Here is an 18154-nt window from a genome sequence, read left to right as displayed (position 1 = left end):
TAATGAAACTTAGCTATTAAAACTACGCAACGATTGTTAATTCTTCCTGCAACCCAATCATCCAATCATTAAACATTTTTTGCTCTATTTTAATGATTTCTTGAGCGTGTTTTTCCCAATCGGGAGAAAATTCTCGCAATTGGTTAAGCATTTCCTCTAAATGACCTTCTTCTTCTAAAATAATTGATTTAACTGTTACACGACTATCTTTTGCCGATAAAACGTCCTGATAAATTGGATAAAGCTCATCTGCTCTAACTTCAATGGCATAAGTAACAAATAGGTAAGCTGCAAATTTTAAATCATAACCAGAGAGGTTAAAATTATCCTTCAAATACCTGCAAACTTGAACATCTAGTGTGTTTAAGTAGTATTTGGTATAATTTGGCGCTAATAATTCAGCATTGCTATATGTTTTACAAAAATTTTCATCAAGCTTAGCTAATTGCTTTTTTAAATAATAGGCATGGCGATGTTCTTCAGCTGCATGTTTTAAAATCAACAAAGTCACTTCTTCTTTATGTTCAGAAGCTGATATTTTTTTTGCACCTGCATTTTCCATATAGGATAAAGTATTTAACCATTTGGAATGTAAAGTGTTATCATTAACTATTTTTTCTAAAATTGAGGATAGGTGCATATTAAATTTCGTCTAATGCTTGTTGAATTGTTTGGTAAATGTACGCCAAATCATTATTTGAAATGACATAAGGAGGTAAGATATAAATGATATTTCCTAATGGGCGAAGAATAATTCCCTTGGCTAAAAAGTAATTATAAAGCTGATCTCTCAATCCATTTAAATAAGAAGTATCATTTCCGGTTTGCCATTCTATGGCAATGATTGTTCCTGTTTGCCTAATCGTTTTAACTTTTGGGTGGTCTTCTATTCTTTTAAAAAATTCTTTGTGTTGCGCTTCTACCCTTTTGATATTAGCTAAAGTTTCATCAGCCAATAAAATATCTAAACTTGCTAACGAGGCCGCACAAGCAACTGGATTTGCAGTAAATGAGTGTCCATGGTATAAGGTTTTCAATTTATCATCGCTCAAAAAAGCATTGAAAACTTTCTCACCACAACTGGTAACCCCCATTGGCATTGTACCGCCCGTTAGGCCCTTGCTTAAGCAGAATATATCAGGTTTATATATTAATTGTTCACAAGCAAAATAAGTTCCTGTACGGCCAAAACCAGTCATTACCTCATCTGCAATAGTTAAGACATCATTTTCTTGGCAAACTTTTAGAAGTTCATCAAGATATTTTGCCTCGTACATCTGCATTCCACCTGCACCTAAAATTAAGGGCTCAAATATGAAACAAGAAAGTTGAGTTTGAAGCTTAGAGATTTTAGTTTTGAGTTCAGAAATATTAGCTGCAGTTGGGAGATCAATAAATTCTACATCGAATAATAAATCATTAAAAGGATTTGTAAAAATACTTCTGCCACTAACAGACATTGCTCCAAAAGTATCTCCATGATAGGCATCCTTAAAAGCTAAAACTTTCTTTTTTTGCGTATTGCCAGAATTATTCCAATACTGTAAGCACATCTTCAAGGCTACTTCTACTGCAGTAGAACCATTGTCGCTATAAAATATTTTAGCTTGTTCTCCTGGTAAAAGAGGCAGTAATCGTTCTGCGAGTTTAACTGCGGGTTCATGTGTAAACCCTGCAAAAATTACATGTTCCAGTTCTTTAAGCTGCGCTGAAACCTTTTCTGCTATGTATGGATGTGCATGCCCATGAATATTTACCCACCAAGATGAAACTGCATCTATGTATTTTTTATCTTGGTCATCAAAAACGTAAACACCTTCCCCCCTAACTATTGGAATGGGATTTTGAGCATCTTTCATCTGGGTATAAGGATGCCAAATTACTTTTTTATCTCTTTCTACTAAACTCATGTTGCTTCTATCTCCTCTTCTATTTCTTCATAAATATCATTTTCATTAATTGGTTCAATTTTAATAGACATCATTAAAATGAGTATTAAAATAACCATTACACCTGTACAAAATATCGAATTTTCAATTCCAAAAACACCTCCCGACAGGTACTCCAATCCTATGGGTTTTGCGGAAAGCACACCTGGAGAATGGGTACCACTAACTTGATAACCCAATAAAGTTCCCTGTGTAAAATTCCATCCAAAATGAATGCCTATGGCCCAACTAATGTTTCTTTTTTGCAAAATAAATAAGGCGAATAAAGAACCTGCTAAAGTTATATTTAACATAGCAAGCCATGTAAAACCAACATTACCTAGGTGTGCCAATCCGAATAAACCACTAGTTAAAACAATAGCTAAAATAGTTGGATACCGTTCTGAAAAAACTCTTAAAGGGAATGTCCTAAAAAGCAATTCTTCAAAAATTGCAACAATGATATAATAAATAATATAAAGAGAAAATGTAGCTATACTAATCTTTCCAAGTGAAAATACTACATTCCCATTAAAATAAGCCAAGGCTGAACATGTAACTAAAATTCCAAACCCAATTAAACTCCCTTTTAAAAATCCAGATACAGCTTTTTCTTTAACAATGAAAACACTTGTTAAATCGTAATTTTTTAAAATGTAAAAAGTCATTAAAAGTCCGCCAACAACAGATAAGGCAACTCCAAATTCGTAAAAAATTTGAGTATATATAGAGGTCTCATCAAATGGTATAAAATCAAATGTTAGAACCATCAATGTTGGAAAGAAACAAATAAATGCTAGTGCTAGAAAGAGGACTAACTTAAAAACAGGCATTAAATAATATAAAATTTTCTCTTCCATTATTAAGAGATTGTTTTTTTTAAGAGTGCAACTACTGTTTTATCTGTTTTGAAGGTCACGCTATCTTCAGACAAATCTTTGAGATTAACCCATCTAAAAGATTGATTAGTGTTTTCATCAAAGTCAAATACGGTAGTTTTAAAATTCAATTGAAGTGGGTGCAGTTCTTTAACCAAATAATAAATACTGATTACCTGACTGTTGTTAAAAGAAGATTTCTCGTAAAAATCTGTAGTATAAAAATGACCTGTTACTTCAATCTCGGCATTACACTCTTCCATAAATTCACGTTTTAGTGCAGTTATCAAGCCTTCACCCAGCTCTAACCCTCCACCAGGGAACTTAGAAAAATATTGCTCATTTTCATACTCATCACTTATTAAAATCTCATTATTACCATTGATAAGCAAGCCATAAACTCTAACATTGAAATAACTCATTGGCTAAAATGTTTTTGATTTTTTGTTACATTTTCCATGTTCCAACCAATCTCTCCTTTAAACTCCTCTTGTCTTACCCCACAGTTTGACATTTTGCAATAATTGCAACAAGCTGGCAAGCAAGGGTCTGCATGTATAAAAAGCTCTGTTTGGTGAGAGCTAGAAACATTAATTAATTTATCAATATTTGATATTTCTTGATGCACAGCATTTAGATCGAAATAATATGGAAGTGTAACGTGGCAATCTATGTGCAAATCAGCACCATATTGTTGTGCTCTTAAATTATGCACATCTATCCAGCTTTCTTGTCTATTTGCTTGTAATATAGATACAATGTCTTTTACCAATCCAATATTACTTTCATCCATTAAGCCTCCAACAGATCTTCTTGTTAGCTTATACCCATTAAAAATAATATATAAACCAAGAGCAATAGAAATTACCCCATCCAACCAATAAATCCCTGTCAATTGAATTAAAACAATACCAACTACCAATCCTGCACTACTAATAGAGTCTGTAAGTAAGTGCTTACCGTCAGCTTCTAATGTGATTGAATTATTTCTTTTGCCTGTATTAATTAGATAAAAGCCAATAATCAAATTAACCAAACCAGTTGAGCCAATAATAATTGCACCATCATATAACTGTTTTATTGCACTTGGATAGAACAAATCATAACTTGATTTGAAAACAATGACTATTCCTGCAACACCAATTAAAATCCCCTCTACAAAAGCAGAAAAAAACTCTACCTTCCCATGTCCATAAGGATGATTTTCATCTTTTGGAAGTGTTGTTAGATAAATGCTATAAAAGGCAAATGCACTTGCAATTACATTCACTATGCTTTCTGCAGCATCAGTTAAAACAGCATTAGAATTTGTTAAGAAATAAGCAACAAACTTTGCTAACATCAAAATGATGCTTACGCAAAGTGAAATAAGTATGGCTTTCTTTTTTGGTTGCAAATTGATTTTTTAAGAGCTCAAAAGTACAGTTTAGCTACGTAATTTTAAGAAAAACTATCTTTTTTATTGCCTAATAGCATTGGATTTTTATATTTGCGCATTCACAAAAATATTATGGCAGTTTTATCACAAAGAATCAACAACTTATCAGAGTCCGCTACACTTAAAATGACCAAACTTGGTCGCGAATTAGCAGCCAAAGGAATTAATATTATTAGTTTGAGCATTGGCGAACCAGATTTTAACACTCCAGAGCATGTAAAGGAAGCTGCTAAGAAAGCTTTAGACGAAAATTATACGCGTTACTCTCCAGTACCCGGATATCCTGAATTACGTCAGGCAATCGTTAATAAGCTTAAAAGAGAGAATAATCTAGATTATGATATTTCTCAAATTGTTGTTTCAACAGGTGCAAAACAATCCTTATCTAATGTTATTTTAACTTTAATTAACCCTGGAGAAGAAGTAATCATTCCTACTCCTTATTGGGTTTCTTATTCTGAGATGGTGGTATTGGCAGAAGGTAAGTCTGTTTTTATTGATACTGATATTGAAAGTGATTTTAAGATAACTCCTGAACAACTTGAAGCTGCTATCACTCCAAAATCTAAGCTTTTTATGTTTTCATCTCCATGTAATCCAACAGGAAGTGTTTATAGTAAAGATGAGTTGGCAGCTTTGGTTAAAGTTTTTGAAAAATATCCAGACCTTTATATCCTCTCAGATGAAATTTATGAGCATATCAATTTTGTAGATAGCCATGAATCTATTGCCCAATTTGACAGCATTAAAGACCGTGTAATTATTGTTAATGGTTTTTCTAAAGCATTTGCAATGACTGGTTGGAGATTGGGTTACATTGCTGCAAATAAAGAAATAGCCGCCGCTAATGATAAAATGCAAGGCCAAACAACTTCTGGAACTTGTTCTATCGCACAACGTGCTGGTATTGTTGCTTATGAGCAAGGTTTGGAGACTGTTTTAGAAATGAAAAAATCATTTGCTAGACGTAGACAATTGGTTTATGAATTGTTAAATGACATTCCTGGTGTAAAAACAAATTTACCAGATGGAGCTTTTTACTTTTTCCCAGAAATCAGTTCATTTTTCGGCAAAAAAGATGCTGATGGAAATGTAATTAAAGATTCAGCAGATTTAGCTTTATACCTATTAAATGTAGGTCATGTGGCAACAGTTGGTGGCGATTCTTTTGGCAACAACAATTACATCCGTTTATCATACGCTGCATCAGACGAAAGTCTAATTGAGGCTTTAAGAAGAATTAAAGAAGCTTTAGCTAAATTAAATTAACCCCTAAATCCCCTAAAGGGGACTTTGCAAATTGCAGATAATACGATACAAAAAGAGCTTTACAAAATTGTAAAGCTCTTTTTATTTGTAATATAAAGACTATATAGGCTTAAGTCCCCTTTAGGGGATTTAGGGGTTTACGACCTTATCGCTTCTACTGGATCTAACCTTGACGCGGCATAAGCTGGCCAAAATCCTGCAATTAAGCCGATACCTACAGACCAACCAATTCCTTTAATTATATTCCTAAAATAAAGGATAATTTCTACATCTAACAGCTTAGTAAAAACAACTGTAAGGATATAAACTAGTCCTAAACCTAGCAAACCGCCCATTAGGCATAATGCAATAGCCTCAAACACGAACTGCAATAATATGAAATATCTTTTTGCGCCTAATGATTTTTGAATTCCTATAATATTTGTTCTTTCTTTTACTGAAACGAACATAATGTTTGCAATCCCAAAACCACCCACTAAGACAGAGAATCCACCAATAATAAGACCAGCAATATTTACTACCCCAAACATAATATCTAACTGATTAGACAACATCGTGGTTTTATTCAAAGAAAAATCATCTTCTTGTCCTGGTTTTAAACGACGAATAGAACGCATTTGCCCTTTCAGTTCACTTTCTACTTCATCTAAACTTATACTATCTTTTCCTCTTACCGTTACTTGTGGGTTGTATCTTTCGTTATTTACATCAAAAATACCTTTTGCCAAATTTAATGGAATAAGCACGTTTTTATCTTGAGACATTCCCATCATGTCCTCTCCTTCTTTTTTGAAAACTCCAATCACAGTAATCCTTCGTCCCATTACTTTAATTTGCTTTCCAATAGGATTGTCGCCATCAAATAATCCTTCTGCAATTTCGGCACCTAATACACAAACTGGAGAACCAGATTGACCTTCATTGTCCGTGAAATATCTACCTTCTTGAAACACTAAATCCCATGTTTGATCATATTCTTGAGAAGCAGCGTTTAAATTTGCACCCTCTACAGAATTACTTCTATACTTTATAGTACGGTTATTTGCCGAAACTTCATAGCAAACGCCCTTTGCCATATCCATCCTATCTTTTAAGGCTAAATAATCTCTAAGAGAAGGTTCTGGTCTATTTACATATTTCCACCATGGAAAATTATCACTAAAAATCCATGGCCATTTTTGAACAAATAATGTATTTGAGCCTAATTTATCAACGCTGCTTTGAATTTTATCACGCATTGTATCAACGCCTGTAGAAACGGCAATGATGATAAAGATACCAATAGTGATGCCCAATAGAGATAAAGCTGTTCTAAGTTTGTTTTGGCGAAGTGCGTCCCATGCAAACCTGAAACTTTCGCCTATTAGTCTAAATATCATCATAGTATTGTTTAGACCAAAAATACTTAAAAAGGTTACAGGTCTTAAAGTATATTATAAAAAATACATTCAAAAACAATTTTCGATAGGAAGTGTATAAATTTAAATTATAAAAAACAAAATTATAATTCGTAAATTTGCGCCCTAATTTACTACATTAAAGAAACATGAAGTTATCTCAATTTAAGTTTAATTTACCAGAATCGCTTTTAGCGAATACTCCTGCAGAAAATAGAGACGAAGCCCGTTTAATGGTTTTGCACAAAGATAGTGGCAAGATTGAGCATAAGATTTTTAAAGACGTTTTAGGTTATTTTGATGATAAGGATGTGATGATTCTTAACAACACTAAAGTATTTCCTGCTCGATTATATGGTAATAAAGAAAAAACTGGTGCAACTATTGAAGTTTTTTTACTTCGCGAATTAAATAAAGAATTACGTTTATGGGATGTGCTTGTAGATCCAGCTCGTAAAATTCGTGTCGGTAATAAATTATATTTTGGTGATGATGATTTATTAGTTGCTGAAGTTGTAGATAACACTACATCTCGTGGTCGTACCATCCGTTTCTTATTTGACGGCACTGATGAAGAATTCAGAAAAAATGTTGAAATTTTAGGAGAAACTCCACTTCCAAAATACATTAAACGTAAAGCTACAGAGCAAGATAAAGAGCGCTACCAAACAATTTTCGCAAAACATGAAGGCGCTGTTGCAGCTCCTACAGCTGGATTGCACTTTAGCAGAGAGTTGATGAAACGTTTAGAATTAAAAGGTGTAGATTTTGCTGAAGTGACGTTACATGTTGGTTTAGGAACATTTAGACCAGTTGAAGTGGAAGATTTAACCAAACATAAAATGGATTCTGAGCAATTCATTATTGATGAAAAAGCTGTTGGTATTGTAAACAAAGCTTTAGATGATAAGAGAAAAATCTGTGCTGTTGGTACAACTTCAATGCGTGCAATAGAATCAGCTGTTTCATCTGGCAGAAGATTAAAACCTGCGAACGATTGGACAAGCAAGTTTATTTTCCCTCCTTATGATTTCAGCATTGCGAATTGCATGATTACTAACTTCCATACACCAGAATCTACATTATTAATGATGGTTAGTGCTTTTGGTGGTTATGAAAATGTAATGAATGCCTATCAAGTAGCGTTAAAAGAAAAGTATCGCTTTTATAGCTATGGCGATGCAATGTTAATTATATAATAGACAAAAGTACCGAGTATCAAGTATCGAGATTGTATCTTGCTACTTGATACTTAATTTTGATCCTTATACAATGAAATATTATGCAATAATTGTTGGTGGCGGCTCCGGTAAGCGGATGCAGAATGTAATAGCTAAACAATTTTTATTGCTTAAGAACAAGCCAGTGCTTATGCACACCATCTCGGCTTTCATTTCATGTTCATTTAAACCCGAAATTATTCTTGTTCTGCATCCAGATTTACATCAGTACTGGAAAGATTTGTGCTTGAAATATGATTTTGACATACCTTATTTGTTGGTAAATGCAGGCGAACAAAGGTTTTACTCTGTGAGGAATGGTTTAATGACTATTAAGGGGGAAGGAATTGTAGCTGTTCATGACGCTGTTAGACCCTTGGTTAGCACTAGTTTAATTTGCAGGGCTTATGAAGTTGCCGAAGAAAAAGGTAACGCCATTACCTATATTAAGCCGAGTGATTCCGTAAGGAAGATAAAATCAGAGACTGAAAGTAAAATTGTGAATAGGGATGATTTAGTTTTAATACAAACACCTCAAGCATTTGAAATTAGTCAATTAAGAAAAGGTTACCAGCAACATTACAAAACTAAGTTTACAGACGATGCTTCTGTAGTAGAAAAGGCCGGCTTCAAAATAAATCTAATTGAAGGAGAAAGGCACAACCTTAAAATTACCTATCCTGAAGACTTAGAATTAGCAAGTTTTTTATTGAAATAGCCTATTTCATTTGTGGCAAATAACTAAATGGTCATTTCGAACAATAAATATCCGAAATGACCAATTTTATGATTAGGCGGCTCCTCTAATAACTCTTAAGATGATAGCAATAATTGCTATAACCAATAAAGTGTGAATTATACCACCAGTATAATAACCTCCGAGGAAGCTAATTGCCCAAATGATTACTAAGATTACTGCGATTACATAAAGTAGATTTCCCATGACTTTTTTGTTTTTTAGTTAATAATTGATTACGAATTCATTTATTTGATTTCCTAACCATTAACAACTGCAATCTCTAAATTGTTCTGGAAAATAAAAAAAGCCCACGATTTAATCGTGGGCTTTATAATCATTTAAGATTTAATATTCATCTTCGTTAAAGAAGAAGTCGTCTTTTGTCGGATAATCTGGCCAGATTTCTTCAATCGTTTCATAAGGCTCACCATCATCTTCTAAGGCTTGTAAATTCTCAATCACCTCTACAGGTGCACCAGAACGAATACCATAATCAATTAATTCGTCTTTTGTTGCAGGCCATGGAGCGTCTTCCAAGTGCGATGCTAGTTCTAATGTCCAATACATATTCTTATTATTAAATTATTCTATTTTCTATTTGCGCAAAAGTATGTTAAAAAAAACGAGCAAAACAAATATTTTTTTCCACCATTTTACAAGCGCGGTATCCAAATGTTTTCTACTGTTTTAGCATCTGCATTCAGTTTTCGTGCCAAAACAAACAAATAATCACTTAATCTGTTCAAATAGATTGTAATATTGCTGTCAACAAAACTTTCTTCTGCTAAATGAACTGTTAATCTCTCTGCTCTTCTACAAACACAACGAGCTAAATGACAATAAGATACAATTGTATTTCCCCCTGGTAAGATAAAATGTTTAAGTTCTGGCAACACATCATTCATGCTATCCATTTCTTTTTCTAACAGAGAAATGTCGCTCTCTAACAAATCAGGAATTTTCATTTTTGACCTTTCTGGGTCTGATGCTAATGAAGATCCAATTGTGAATAACCTATCTTGGATCTCTTTTAAAATCTGTTGATGATGTGCTTCTATGTCTTGGCACATAATTAAACCAATGTAAGAATTTAACTCATCAACTGTTCCATAGCTTTCAATGCGAACATGGTACTTGGGTACACGCGTACCTCCAATTAGTGAGGTTTGACCCTTATCGCCAGTTTTTGTATAAATTTTCATACCCCTAGCCCCTAAAGGGGAATTAAATGTTAAAAAATACCAAAGTCTCCCTTAGGAGATTTAGGGGTTTATTGTATGTTCTCAAAATCATCACCTTTTTTATCTAAGTGAGATAAACGGGGTGACACAGTTTTGATATCATCATTTACATAGTCTTTTTCGATCAAACCATCACGCATACGCACAATTCTATGTGCATGTTGTGCAATATCTTCTTCGTGAGTTACCAAAATAATGGTATTCCCTTTACTATGAATTTCTTCAAGTAAACCCATAATTTCGATAGAGGTTTTGGTATCTAAGTTACCTGTAGGCTCATCTGCCAGAATAATTGATGGATTATTGATTAATGCTCTTGCTACAGCAACACGTTGACGCTGCCCTCCAGAAAGCTCATTTGGTTTGTGTGTAATTCGATTACCTAAACCAACATTTTCTAGTGCTTTAGTAGCTCTAGCATCTCGTTCTTTTTTTCCGGCACCAGCATAAATTAAAGGCAGTGCTACATTATCTAATGAAGTTGAGCGTGGTAATAAGTTAAATGTTTGAAAAACGAAGCCAATTTCTTTATTTCTCACTTCAGCCAATTCGTTTTCACTCATTTGACTAACATTAACCCCATTTAAAATATAATCGCCTTTACTTGGTGTATCTAAGCAACCTAAGATATTCATTAAGGTAGATTTACCAGAACCAGAAGGCCCCATTAAAGCAACAAATTCACCTTTATTAATATCTAAACTTACAGATTTTAAAGCGTGAATTACTTCTGTACCAATTACGTATTTACGACCTATATCTTTAATGTTGATTAGTGCTTTCTGCATTGTTTTTTCTTTTTTAGACCAAACTTACCTACCCAATGTTACAGTGTAGAATTATTTTTCATTAGGACTTTATTGTTTTTCTATAATTTTAGGCACGAAGAAGAAGCTTTCGTTATGTTTTGCAGCATTTTTTAAACCGTCTGTTACGCTAATTTCATGTTTAACTACATCTTCTCTCCAAACGTTAACCTCTTCATTCATATACACAAGTGGTTTTACTCCTGTAGTATCTAACTCATTTAACTTTTCCATAAACGTAAGTATTTTGTTCATTTCTTTAGTTAAAGCCCCTACTTCCTCTTCTTTTATGGCTATTCTAGCTAAATCGGCAACCTTATGTACGGTTTCTTTATCTATTATCATCTCTGTAGCTTACTATTAATTTTATTAAAAACCTCTTCCTTTAAAACATCAGCGCTTTCGGTTGCTAAGATAACAGTTGAAATTGGTTCATGCACATAAATTTCTCCTATACCTGGTCTTGTTCCGTATTTAAAACCACTATCCCACATTATCTCCCATAAATTTATAATACTTACAGGTACAATTGGGATGTTATGTTCTATCGCCAGCCTAAATGGTCCATTTTTAAATTCATGTAATACTGGAGGATATAAATCATCTATCCTTCCTTCTGGAAAAATGATCAAACTCATTCCTCTATCCAAATTTTCACCAACTTTTTTAAATGCTCTAAATGCAGATATTTTACTATCTCTAGAAACAGCCACATCTATTGTTCTAAAAAAAATGCCTAATACTGGGTTTTTCATCAGTTCTTCTTTACCCATAAAATGAAATTTCCCTTTGGCCAAAAGGCAAAACAAAACAATATCTAGGTTAGAAGTATGGTTAGCACAATAAATATAAGTTTGATTGTCAAGGGGTTTTTCAAATTTAAAACGAAAAAACACACCCGACAAAGCTGTGGACAAAAAAGCATGTACTGCTCTAATTTTATTAAGCGCCAAATAGCGACTCGGCCTTCGTGTTCCCCAATAATAAAGTGGCCAAAAAAGGAAAAAGAAAAATACAATCCAAAAAGAAAAATAAATGGAATGTATTCTTTTAAGCAATTTAATCATTTAAGTAAAAGTACAAATTAAGAAAATCTATTTCTCATTTTTTGAACAAGCCTAATTAATTTTCATAAAAACACCTCATTTTATTACAAAAAATAAATATTTCAAATCCATTCCTATGTTTTTTCTTAATTTCGGCAATTATGAAAGAAACAGTACTAAGTGGAATTCGTTCTACTGGAAAATTACATATAGGAAATTACTACGGAGCAGTAAAAAACTTCGTGCAAATGCAACATGACTATAACTGCTATTTTTTTATTGCCGATCTACATTCACTTACTACGCATCCAACGCCTGGAGATTTACATGGAAATGTAAAACATGTTCTGGTTGAATATTTAGCTTGTGGTATCGATCCAGAAGTAAGTACAATTTATGTACAATCTGACGTGCCAGAAATTGCTGAATTATATTTGTATTTAAATATGAATGCATATATGGGTGAATTAGAACGTAGTACCTCATTTAAAGATAAGGTTCGTGCTAATCCGGATAATGTAAATGCAGGTTTATTAACTTACCCTGTATTAATGGCTGCAGATATTTTAATACATAGAGCTACAAAGGTTCCGGTTGGTAAAGACCAAGAACAGCATTTAGAAATGGCTCGTACTTTTGGTAATCGTTTTAACCGTTTATATAATCAAGATTATTTTCCAGAACCATATGCCTTTAGCTATTCTAAAAATTTGGTAAAAGTACCAGGTCTGGATGGTAAAGGTAAAATGGGTAAATCTGAAGGTGAAGGTAATGCCGTTTATTTATCTGACACACCAGAAATTATTCGTAAAAAAGTTTCTAGAGCTGTTACAGATAGTGGCCCTACTGCAGAATATCAAGAAAAGCCAGAAGCAATTCAAAACCTATTCGATTTAATGAAAATTGTTTCATCAGCAGACACCTTAGCGCATTTTGATGAGCAATATAACAAAATGGCCATCCGTTATGGCGATTTTAAAAAACAATTGGCAGAAGACATGATCATTACCACAACGCCAATGCGTGAACGTATCAATGAAATTGCTGCAGATACTTCTTACCTCCGCCAGGTGGCAAGGCATGGTGCTTTAAAAGCTCGAGAGAGCGCACAAAAAACCATTAGAGAAGTTAGAGAATTAATAGGGTTTAAAAGTTTTTAATTTAGTAGTATTGTGTAATGTAAAGGCTGTGCTAAAATGGCACAATCGCAATACACAATACGCAAATCTCAATACTAATATATGCACATAGCAATAGTTGGCAACATAGGAGCAGGTAAAACAACATTAACAGGTTTACTTGCTAAAAACTACGGATGGGAAGCTTTGTACGAAGCTGTAGATAATAACCCATATTTAGAAGATTTTTATAGTGATATGAAACGATGGAGTTTCAACCTTCAAATTTACTTTCTAAATAGTCGTTTTCAGCAAATTGTAGAGATTGAGACCAATCAACGCAATGTGATTCAAGACCGTACAATTTATGAAGATGCCCACATTTTTGCTGAAAACTTGCACGAAATGGGCTTAATGACTTCTCGCGATCATGATAATTACAAAGCAATTTTCGAGAATATCACTTCATTTATTAAACCACCAGATTTGCTGGTTTACTTAAGAGCATCTGTACCTACTTTAGTAAACAATATACAACGCAGAGGAAGAGAATATGAAGCTAGCATCCGCATAGATTATTTATCTAAACTGAATGAAAAATATGAAGCTTGGATTAAAAACTATAGTCTGGGTAAACTTCTAATTTTAGATAAGGATAAGCTTGATTTTACGAATAATCCAGAAGATTTAGGTTCTATCATCCAATCTATTGAAGCGGAGATTAACGGATTGTTTCCCCCAACCCCCTAAAAGGGAATTTCTAACCCAAAGTAATTTTATGGCTCATCACATCCAAGATAGAAATACAAAGTCCCCTTCAGGGGATTTAGGGGTTAAAACTCTAGGTATCATTCCGGCTCGCTACGCTTCAACGCGTTTTCCAGCAAAACCCTTGGTTGATATTGCTGGAAAAACAATGATCCAACGCGTTTACGAACAAGCTAAAAAGTGTGATTTAGATAAAGTTGTTGTAGCTACTGACGATGAAAGAATTTCTTCTGTTGTTAAAGCATTTGGAGGCGAAGTAATAATGACTGACACGAAACACCAAAGCGGAACAGATCGTTGTGCTGAGGTTGCACTGAAGCTTCCTGGTTATGATGTGGTAATAAATATTCAAGGCGATGAACCTTTTATTGATCCGGCACAAATCGCTTTGGTTCGTTCTTGTTTTACAGATAAAAATATTCAACTTGCTACTTTAATTAAAGAAATTCATGGTGATGATGAGCTCTTTAATACAAATATTCCTAAGGTGGTAATTAATGCTAACCAGCAGGCTATCTATTTTAGCCGCCATCCAATTCCATATCTCCGCAATGCGGAAAAAAAAGAAGATTGGGTAACCACTCATCAATTTTATAAACACATTGGTATTTACGGTTATACAACTCAAACCTTACTAGAAATTACCAAGCTAGCCCCATCTTCATTAGAATTAGCCGAAAGTTTAGAGCAATTACGTTGGTTAGAAAATGGTTATCAAATACAAACAAAAGTTACGGGAATAGAAACCATAGCTATCGATACGCCTGAAGATTTACAAAAAATAATTTTTTAGGATATTTTTTTATCTTCGGTTGTTAAATCGATAACACCTATGAAACAGTCTTACCTCCTACTTTTATTTGCCTTTCTAGCTTTTACTTCCTGTAATACTGAAAAGAAAGTTGATCCTATAACTGAAAAGACGAAATTACAAGCTTTTACCGATACAGTTAACCTAGACACTTTTAAGCTTACTTTAACTGGAAAGAAATCTTCAGATATGGTATTAAATTTTACCATTACTAACTTTAAAGGGAGCCAGATTTATCATAAACAAATTAAAACAGCTGAACTTTTAAAAAGTTATTTAGCGAGCGAAGATTTAAAAAAAGAAAACGATAAAATTAAGTTCATAAATGAACAGATTAACGTTTTCTTTGAGGAGGAACACTTTCTTGAACCTGCCATAACTGAAGATCAAGAATTAGACAATAACACACCAGATAAAGCCTTTTACGATGAACTTAAACAAACAAAATTAAATGGTTTTTATTATAGTTTAGGTAAAGATAAGAGCATTTATATTGCTTGGTCTACTAAAAACAACCAAGTAAAAATTTATTATAAGTGTTGTTAAGTTGGTTTAGATGAACCATTAAGCAAGAAATCAAATAAATTTATTTCGGGTTTCAAATTCAATTTTTTCCTTAGCCTGTATCTGCTTACTTCTACGGCTCTAGGTGTAATATTTAAAAGTTGTGCAATTTCTTTAGATGATAAATTTAATTTGAGATAGGCACATAGCTTTAAATCATTTGGACTAAGATTAGGGTATTTATCTTTTAAATTGCTTAAGAAATTTGCATGTACCTGATCAAAGTGTATGGCAAATTGATCCCAATCGCTATCTAGTTTTTTTGCTTCGTTTAATAACCTAATTACTTTCTTTAAATCATTTGCAGTATCCTTACTTGTAGACTGCTGAACCAAAGGTAAAAGCTCATCTCCAATTTTAGACAAAAGCTTTCCTCTCTGCACCAAGTGCATAGTGGTAGTTGCTAGTTCCTTATTTTTAAATTCAACATCAGCTTCTAATTGTTTCTTTTGGAGCTTTGTAATCTGCTGCTCATTACGCTCTATTTCTAATTGATGTTTTTGTCTTAAATCATCTTGCTCTTTTAAATGTTCTTTCTCTTGAAGTTTAATTAAAAGGTATACAAGAAATCCAAAAAACAAGATATAAAATACATAAGCTAGATTACTTCTATACCACGCTGGTGAAATTGTAAAGCTGTAACTGGTAGGTATAGATTCATTGCCTAAATTGTTTCTAGCTTTAACTAAAAAATTATATTTCCCATGTGGTAAATTGGTGTAGTCCTTTTCACTTTTGCTACTCCAAACAGACCAATCTTCGTCGTATCCTTTTAATTGATAACTATACTCTATATTTTCCCTTTGCTCAAATAAAGTTGAAGAATATTCGAAATGCATTGAATTAAACTCGTAAGATAACTTAGGCATAGTTTTTCTATCTTTTGGAAAATAGCCACCAAAAAAGACACTATCAGTTTTACCAATTATCCTTATCTGACCTAAAAGAATATTAGGCTTATAAATATTAGCAGCATACTTTCGGTAATCAATATGAATTAAACCTTTATTTGCTCCAATAAAAATATTTCTATCATTATATGGATAAATATTTTCGAAACCAGCCAAAACCTTAGAAGTGAGTTCTGGAAATTCTACAATATTGAAGTTCTTATTGTCATTTTTATGCTTAAAATCAACTACCCCCACCCGCTTTTCAGAAACAAACCAAACATTCCCATCTTGGTCTTCATTTAAAAATTGAATTGATAAATTTCTAAACATTGGCCTAAAAAAAGAACTTTGATAAAATCTTTTCTTAGTAGGATTATATTCATAAATTCCATCAGCAGTTGATGCAACAATTCTATCTTTTATTGCAAAAATATAATTGTAGAGTGTTAATGGCAAACCATCATCTTTAGTTAGTAAAGTGGTTTTTATTATCCTTTTTCTATCTATGGATAAGTCCAATTTGTAAATGCCCCTGTAGGGATGAGATGCCCAAACACAATTCAACTTTTGATCTACAGCAATAAACCTAAGCGGCTCATTTAAAGCAGATAAAGTCCCTTTGGCACTAAATATTCCATCTTTATAATTTATTAGCTGCAAACCTGTATATGTTCCAGCTACTACATTGTCATCATTTTTATCTTTGGATAATGAAGAATACAGCCAAGTTCCTAAACCTGTGTATAGTTGAAGGGCAGAAGAACCATTAACAACAAAACCTCCATCTTCATTCGCTAATAATAAGTGCTTATTAACTTCTGCTAAACCCCACGTTTGCCCTTTGGTATTGGTTACTTCTGTAAATTTTGCTTGTGTATTACTTAAATCATCTAGATTAGTGTTTATCGGCGCTACTAACAATCCATTCGATGTTCCTATATAAAGTTTGTTATTAAAAATTCTAGTTGCATAACTGGAGACTTGTTTGTTTCTATCAGGATAAATATGCTTGATTGCACTATTAAATGCAATGAATGAGATCCCATCATCTAAACCAAGCCATAAATTTTGATGCTGATCTAACAATACACTTCTAATGTTATTATTATTCAAACCCTCAGCATAAGAAAACTGCCTTTCTATTTTACCTTCTTTATTGATAATTAATAAGGCAGAAGAAGTAGTACCTAATGCATATAAGCTTTCATTGATTTGAATTGCGCAATTGATACGGTCATTCAAGAATATTTTATCGTTAATGGTTTGTTTTTTAATCAGCTTATTTCCTTTTAATAGAAATAACCCATCTTTTAGTGTGGTGATTAGTAAGGTATCAGCATTGTAAGGTAAGATAGAAGTTATGTTAACATTTAGAATGCGTTTATCATCACACTTCATTAGCCACTCGCCATTTTTAAAATATTTTAAACCAATTTTATTCTCCTGAGCAAGGATTTCTTTATTCACATTACCCATGTAAACCCATGCATTTCGAGTAACGTAAACATCAATTTTGTTATTACTTAATCTAAAAATCTTATTTACTATTCTAAAATATACTTCCTTATTTAAAATATAAATGTCCCAGATGTCTGCAAACTGCTTTTCGCCTTCTGGAATTAAATTCTTTAAAGAATGATAGATAAGCGAACCATTTTGATTAGGAAAGAAATATCCCATTTCATCTTGACCTCCAACATAAATTTTGCCACTGTCATCAATTCTAACAGATCTAACGATAGTTTTATTGGGTAAAGGGTATAATTTCCAGTAAGCGCCATTAAAGGTTAAAAGGCCTTCATTATTTGCAAAATATAAAATTCCATTTTTGTCTTGCGCAATACCCCAATTTTGGGTGCCACCTTTATATTGTAAGCTGCTATAGCTACTAACCTGGGGTAAACCTATTGGACCCTGGGCTTTTAAAAAATACGAAGGCAATAACACCACAAAAAACAAGAGAAAAGTATATCTCATTTCATTCAAAAGTATAGGTTCTATATTTGGCTATTGTAAATTTCTTACAACTAACATGAAG

Annotated in this window: 20 protein-coding genes; 7 read left to right on the top strand and 13 right to left on the bottom strand. The window is 33.1% G+C overall.

The genetic code is table 11. From position 1 onward, the window contains the following. Positions 1-22: 22 nt before the first annotated feature. Genes FA048_RS07305 through FA048_RS07285 form a run of 5 tightly spaced genes read right to left on the bottom strand, consistent with a single transcriptional unit; the run spans position 23 to position 4148 of the window. Positions 23-640, bottom strand: coding sequence for a hypothetical protein (locus tag FA048_RS07305; protein WP_136839583.1), 618 nt, complete (start codon positions 638-640; stop codon positions 23-25). 1 nt (position 641) lies between these two features. Next, positions 642-1910, bottom strand: coding sequence for an adenosylmethionine--8-amino-7-oxononanoate transaminase (bioA, locus tag FA048_RS07300; RefSeq protein ID WP_136839582.1), 1269 nt, complete (start codon positions 1908-1910; stop codon positions 642-644). After that, positions 1907-2788, bottom strand: a complete 882-nt coding sequence (locus FA048_RS07295) for a CPBP family intramembrane glutamic endopeptidase (RefSeq protein WP_136839581.1) — start codon at positions 2786-2788, stop codon at positions 1907-1909. The genes bioA and FA048_RS07295 overlap by 4 nt, the downstream gene beginning before the upstream one ends. Positions 2789-2790: 2 nt before the next feature. Continuing rightward, on the bottom strand, positions 2791-3228 hold the full coding sequence (locus FA048_RS07290; RefSeq protein WP_136839580.1) for an NUDIX domain-containing protein: 438 nt from the start codon (positions 3226-3228) through the stop codon (positions 2791-2793). Further along, on the bottom strand, positions 3225-4148 hold the full coding sequence (locus FA048_RS07285; RefSeq protein WP_394347488.1) for a cation diffusion facilitator family transporter: 924 nt from the start codon (positions 4146-4148) through the stop codon (positions 3225-3227). Before FA048_RS07285 ends, FA048_RS07290 begins: the two co-directional genes overlap by 4 nt. Positions 4149-4316: 168 nt before the next feature. Between FA048_RS07285 and FA048_RS07280 the strand changes: the two genes are divergently transcribed. Beyond that, positions 4317-5513 (top strand): pyridoxal phosphate-dependent aminotransferase, encoded by a 1197-nt coding sequence (locus FA048_RS07280; RefSeq protein WP_205943451.1) that lies wholly within the window; start codon positions 4317-4319, stop codon positions 5511-5513. 137 nt (positions 5514-5650) lie between these two features. Here the strand turns inward: FA048_RS07280 and FA048_RS07275 are convergent, their stop codons facing one another. Further along, complete coding sequence (locus tag FA048_RS07275) at positions 5651-6895, bottom strand: ABC transporter permease (protein WP_136839578.1); 1245 nt, start codon at positions 6893-6895, stop codon at positions 5651-5653. Between the two features lie 164 nt (positions 6896-7059). On the opposite strand from FA048_RS07275, the gene queA reads away from it, so the two are divergent. Then, complete coding sequence (queA, locus tag FA048_RS07270) at positions 7060-8109, top strand: tRNA preQ1(34) S-adenosylmethionine ribosyltransferase-isomerase QueA (protein WP_136839577.1); 1050 nt, start codon at positions 7060-7062, stop codon at positions 8107-8109. Positions 8110-8182: 73 nt separating this feature from the next. Next, a complete protein-coding gene (locus tag FA048_RS07265) occupies positions 8183-8848 on the top strand; it encodes a 2-C-methyl-D-erythritol 4-phosphate cytidylyltransferase (protein WP_136839576.1) in 666 nt (221 codons plus the stop codon). Positions 8849-8920: 72 nt separating this feature from the next. Here the strand turns inward: FA048_RS07265 and FA048_RS07260 are convergent, their stop codons facing one another. From FA048_RS07260 to FA048_RS07235, 6 genes are all read right to left on the bottom strand, one after another. After that, the gene (locus FA048_RS07260) at positions 8921-9073 is read right to left on the bottom strand and encodes a lmo0937 family membrane protein (protein ID WP_136839575.1); all 153 of its coding nucleotides are present in this window, start codon (positions 9071-9073) and stop codon (positions 8921-8923) included. 141 nt (positions 9074-9214) lie between these two features. Then, positions 9215-9436: a DUF2795 domain-containing protein gene (locus tag FA048_RS07255; protein ID WP_008240955.1), complete on the bottom strand. Its 222-nt coding sequence runs from the start codon at positions 9434-9436 to the stop codon at positions 9215-9217. Positions 9437-9522: 86 nt separating this feature from the next. Then, positions 9523-10071 (bottom strand): cob(I)yrinic acid a,c-diamide adenosyltransferase, encoded by a 549-nt coding sequence (locus FA048_RS07250; protein ID WP_136839574.1) that lies wholly within the window; start codon positions 10069-10071, stop codon positions 9523-9525. Positions 10072-10139: 68 nt separating this feature from the next. Next, positions 10140-10898: an ABC transporter ATP-binding protein gene (locus FA048_RS07245; protein WP_136839573.1), complete on the bottom strand. Its 759-nt coding sequence runs from the start codon at positions 10896-10898 to the stop codon at positions 10140-10142. Positions 10899-10967: 69 nt separating this feature from the next. Continuing rightward, positions 10968-11261, bottom strand: a complete 294-nt coding sequence (gene gatC / locus FA048_RS07240) for an Asp-tRNA(Asn)/Glu-tRNA(Gln) amidotransferase subunit GatC (protein WP_136839572.1) — start codon at positions 11259-11261, stop codon at positions 10968-10970. After that, the gene (locus FA048_RS07235; protein WP_136839571.1) at positions 11258-11983 is read right to left on the bottom strand and encodes a lysophospholipid acyltransferase family protein; all 726 of its coding nucleotides are present in this window, start codon (positions 11981-11983) and stop codon (positions 11258-11260) included. The genes gatC and FA048_RS07235 overlap by 4 nt, the downstream gene beginning before the upstream one ends. Positions 11984-12123: 140 nt before the next feature. Between FA048_RS07235 and trpS the strand changes: the two genes are divergently transcribed. The 4 genes from trpS (at position 12124) to FA048_RS07215 (ending at position 15205) form a co-directional block, all read left to right on the top strand. Then, positions 12124-13122, top strand: a complete 999-nt coding sequence (trpS, locus tag FA048_RS07230) for a tryptophan--tRNA ligase (protein ID WP_136839570.1) — start codon at positions 12124-12126, stop codon at positions 13120-13122. 81 nt (positions 13123-13203) lie between these two features. Continuing rightward, positions 13204-13830, top strand: a complete 627-nt coding sequence (locus FA048_RS07225; protein WP_136839569.1) for a deoxynucleoside kinase — start codon at positions 13204-13206, stop codon at positions 13828-13830. 28 nt (positions 13831-13858) lie between these two features. Next, positions 13859-14641: a 3-deoxy-manno-octulosonate cytidylyltransferase gene (kdsB, locus tag FA048_RS07220; protein WP_136839568.1), complete on the top strand. Its 783-nt coding sequence runs from the start codon at positions 13859-13861 to the stop codon at positions 14639-14641. Positions 14642-14680: 39 nt separating this feature from the next. Then, positions 14681-15205: a hypothetical protein gene (locus tag FA048_RS07215; RefSeq protein WP_136839567.1), complete on the top strand. Its 525-nt coding sequence runs from the start codon at positions 14681-14683 to the stop codon at positions 15203-15205. On the opposite strand, the gene FA048_RS07210 is transcribed toward FA048_RS07215, so the two are convergent. Then, the gene (locus tag FA048_RS07210; RefSeq protein WP_136839566.1) at positions 15202-18093 is read right to left on the bottom strand and encodes a triple tyrosine motif-containing protein; all 2892 of its coding nucleotides are present in this window, start codon (positions 18091-18093) and stop codon (positions 15202-15204) included. The two genes, FA048_RS07215 and FA048_RS07210, sit on opposite strands and share 4 nt — an antisense overlap. Positions 18094-18154: the final 61 nt, after the last annotated feature.

Origin of the sequence: Pedobacter polaris, from assembly GCF_005116505.1 — a bacterium.
GTDB classification, from domain to species: Bacteria; Bacteroidota; Bacteroidia; order Sphingobacteriales; family Sphingobacteriaceae; genus Pedobacter; species Pedobacter polaris.
This window is presented reverse-complemented; position numbering and strand designations above follow the sequence as displayed.

Excerpts from the sequence above, each read along its gene's own strand:
- queA (WP_136839577.1), top strand. The coding sequence starts at position 7,060 with ATGAAGTTATCTCAATTTAAGTTTAATTTACCAGAATCGCTTTTAGCG.
- FA048_RS07280 (WP_205943451.1), top strand. The coding sequence starts at position 4,317 with ATGGCAGTTTTATCACAAAGAATCAACAACTTATCAGAGTCCGCTACA.
- kdsB (WP_136839568.1), top strand. The coding sequence starts at position 13,859 with ATGGCTCATCACATCCAAGATAGAAATACAAAGTCCCCTTCAGGGGAT.
- FA048_RS07285 (WP_394347488.1), bottom strand. The coding sequence starts at position 4,148 with ATGTTAGCAAAGTTTGTTGCTTATTTCTTAACAAATTCTAATGCTGTT.
- FA048_RS07265 (WP_136839576.1), top strand. The coding sequence starts at position 8,183 with ATGAAATATTATGCAATAATTGTTGGTGGCGGCTCCGGTAAGCGGATG.
- FA048_RS07245 (WP_136839573.1), bottom strand. The coding sequence starts at position 10,898 with ATGCAGAAAGCACTAATCAACATTAAAGATATAGGTCGTAAATACGTA.
- FA048_RS07295 (WP_136839581.1), bottom strand. The coding sequence starts at position 2,788 with ATGGAAGAGAAAATTTTATATTATTTAATGCCTGTTTTTAAGTTAGTC.
- FA048_RS07235 (WP_136839571.1), bottom strand. The coding sequence starts at position 11,983 with ATGATTAAATTGCTTAAAAGAATACATTCCATTTATTTTTCTTTTTGG.
- FA048_RS07250 (WP_136839574.1), bottom strand. The coding sequence starts at position 10,071 with ATGAAAATTTATACAAAAACTGGCGATAAGGGTCAAACCTCACTAATT.
- FA048_RS07305 (WP_136839583.1), bottom strand. The coding sequence starts at position 640 with ATGCACCTATCCTCAATTTTAGAAAAAATAGTTAATGATAACACTTTA.
- bioA (WP_136839582.1), bottom strand. The coding sequence starts at position 1,910 with ATGAGTTTAGTAGAAAGAGATAAAAAAGTAATTTGGCATCCTTATACC.
- FA048_RS07255 (WP_008240955.1), bottom strand. The coding sequence starts at position 9,436 with ATGTATTGGACATTAGAACTAGCATCGCACTTGGAAGACGCTCCATGG.
- FA048_RS07275 (WP_136839578.1), bottom strand. The coding sequence starts at position 6,895 with ATGATGATATTTAGACTAATAGGCGAAAGTTTCAGGTTTGCATGGGAC.
- gatC (WP_136839572.1), bottom strand. The coding sequence starts at position 11,261 with ATGATAATAGATAAAGAAACCGTACATAAGGTTGCCGATTTAGCTAGA.
- FA048_RS07210 (WP_136839566.1), bottom strand. The coding sequence starts at position 18,093 with ATGAGATATACTTTTCTCTTGTTTTTTGTGGTGTTATTGCCTTCGTAT.
- FA048_RS07215 (WP_136839567.1), top strand. The coding sequence starts at position 14,681 with ATGAAACAGTCTTACCTCCTACTTTTATTTGCCTTTCTAGCTTTTACT.
- trpS (WP_136839570.1), top strand. The coding sequence starts at position 12,124 with ATGAAAGAAACAGTACTAAGTGGAATTCGTTCTACTGGAAAATTACAT.
- FA048_RS07225 (WP_136839569.1), top strand. The coding sequence starts at position 13,204 with ATGCACATAGCAATAGTTGGCAACATAGGAGCAGGTAAAACAACATTA.
- FA048_RS07260 (WP_136839575.1), bottom strand. The coding sequence starts at position 9,073 with ATGGGAAATCTACTTTATGTAATCGCAGTAATCTTAGTAATCATTTGG.
- FA048_RS07290 (WP_136839580.1), bottom strand. The coding sequence starts at position 3,228 with ATGAGTTATTTCAATGTTAGAGTTTATGGCTTGCTTATCAATGGTAAT.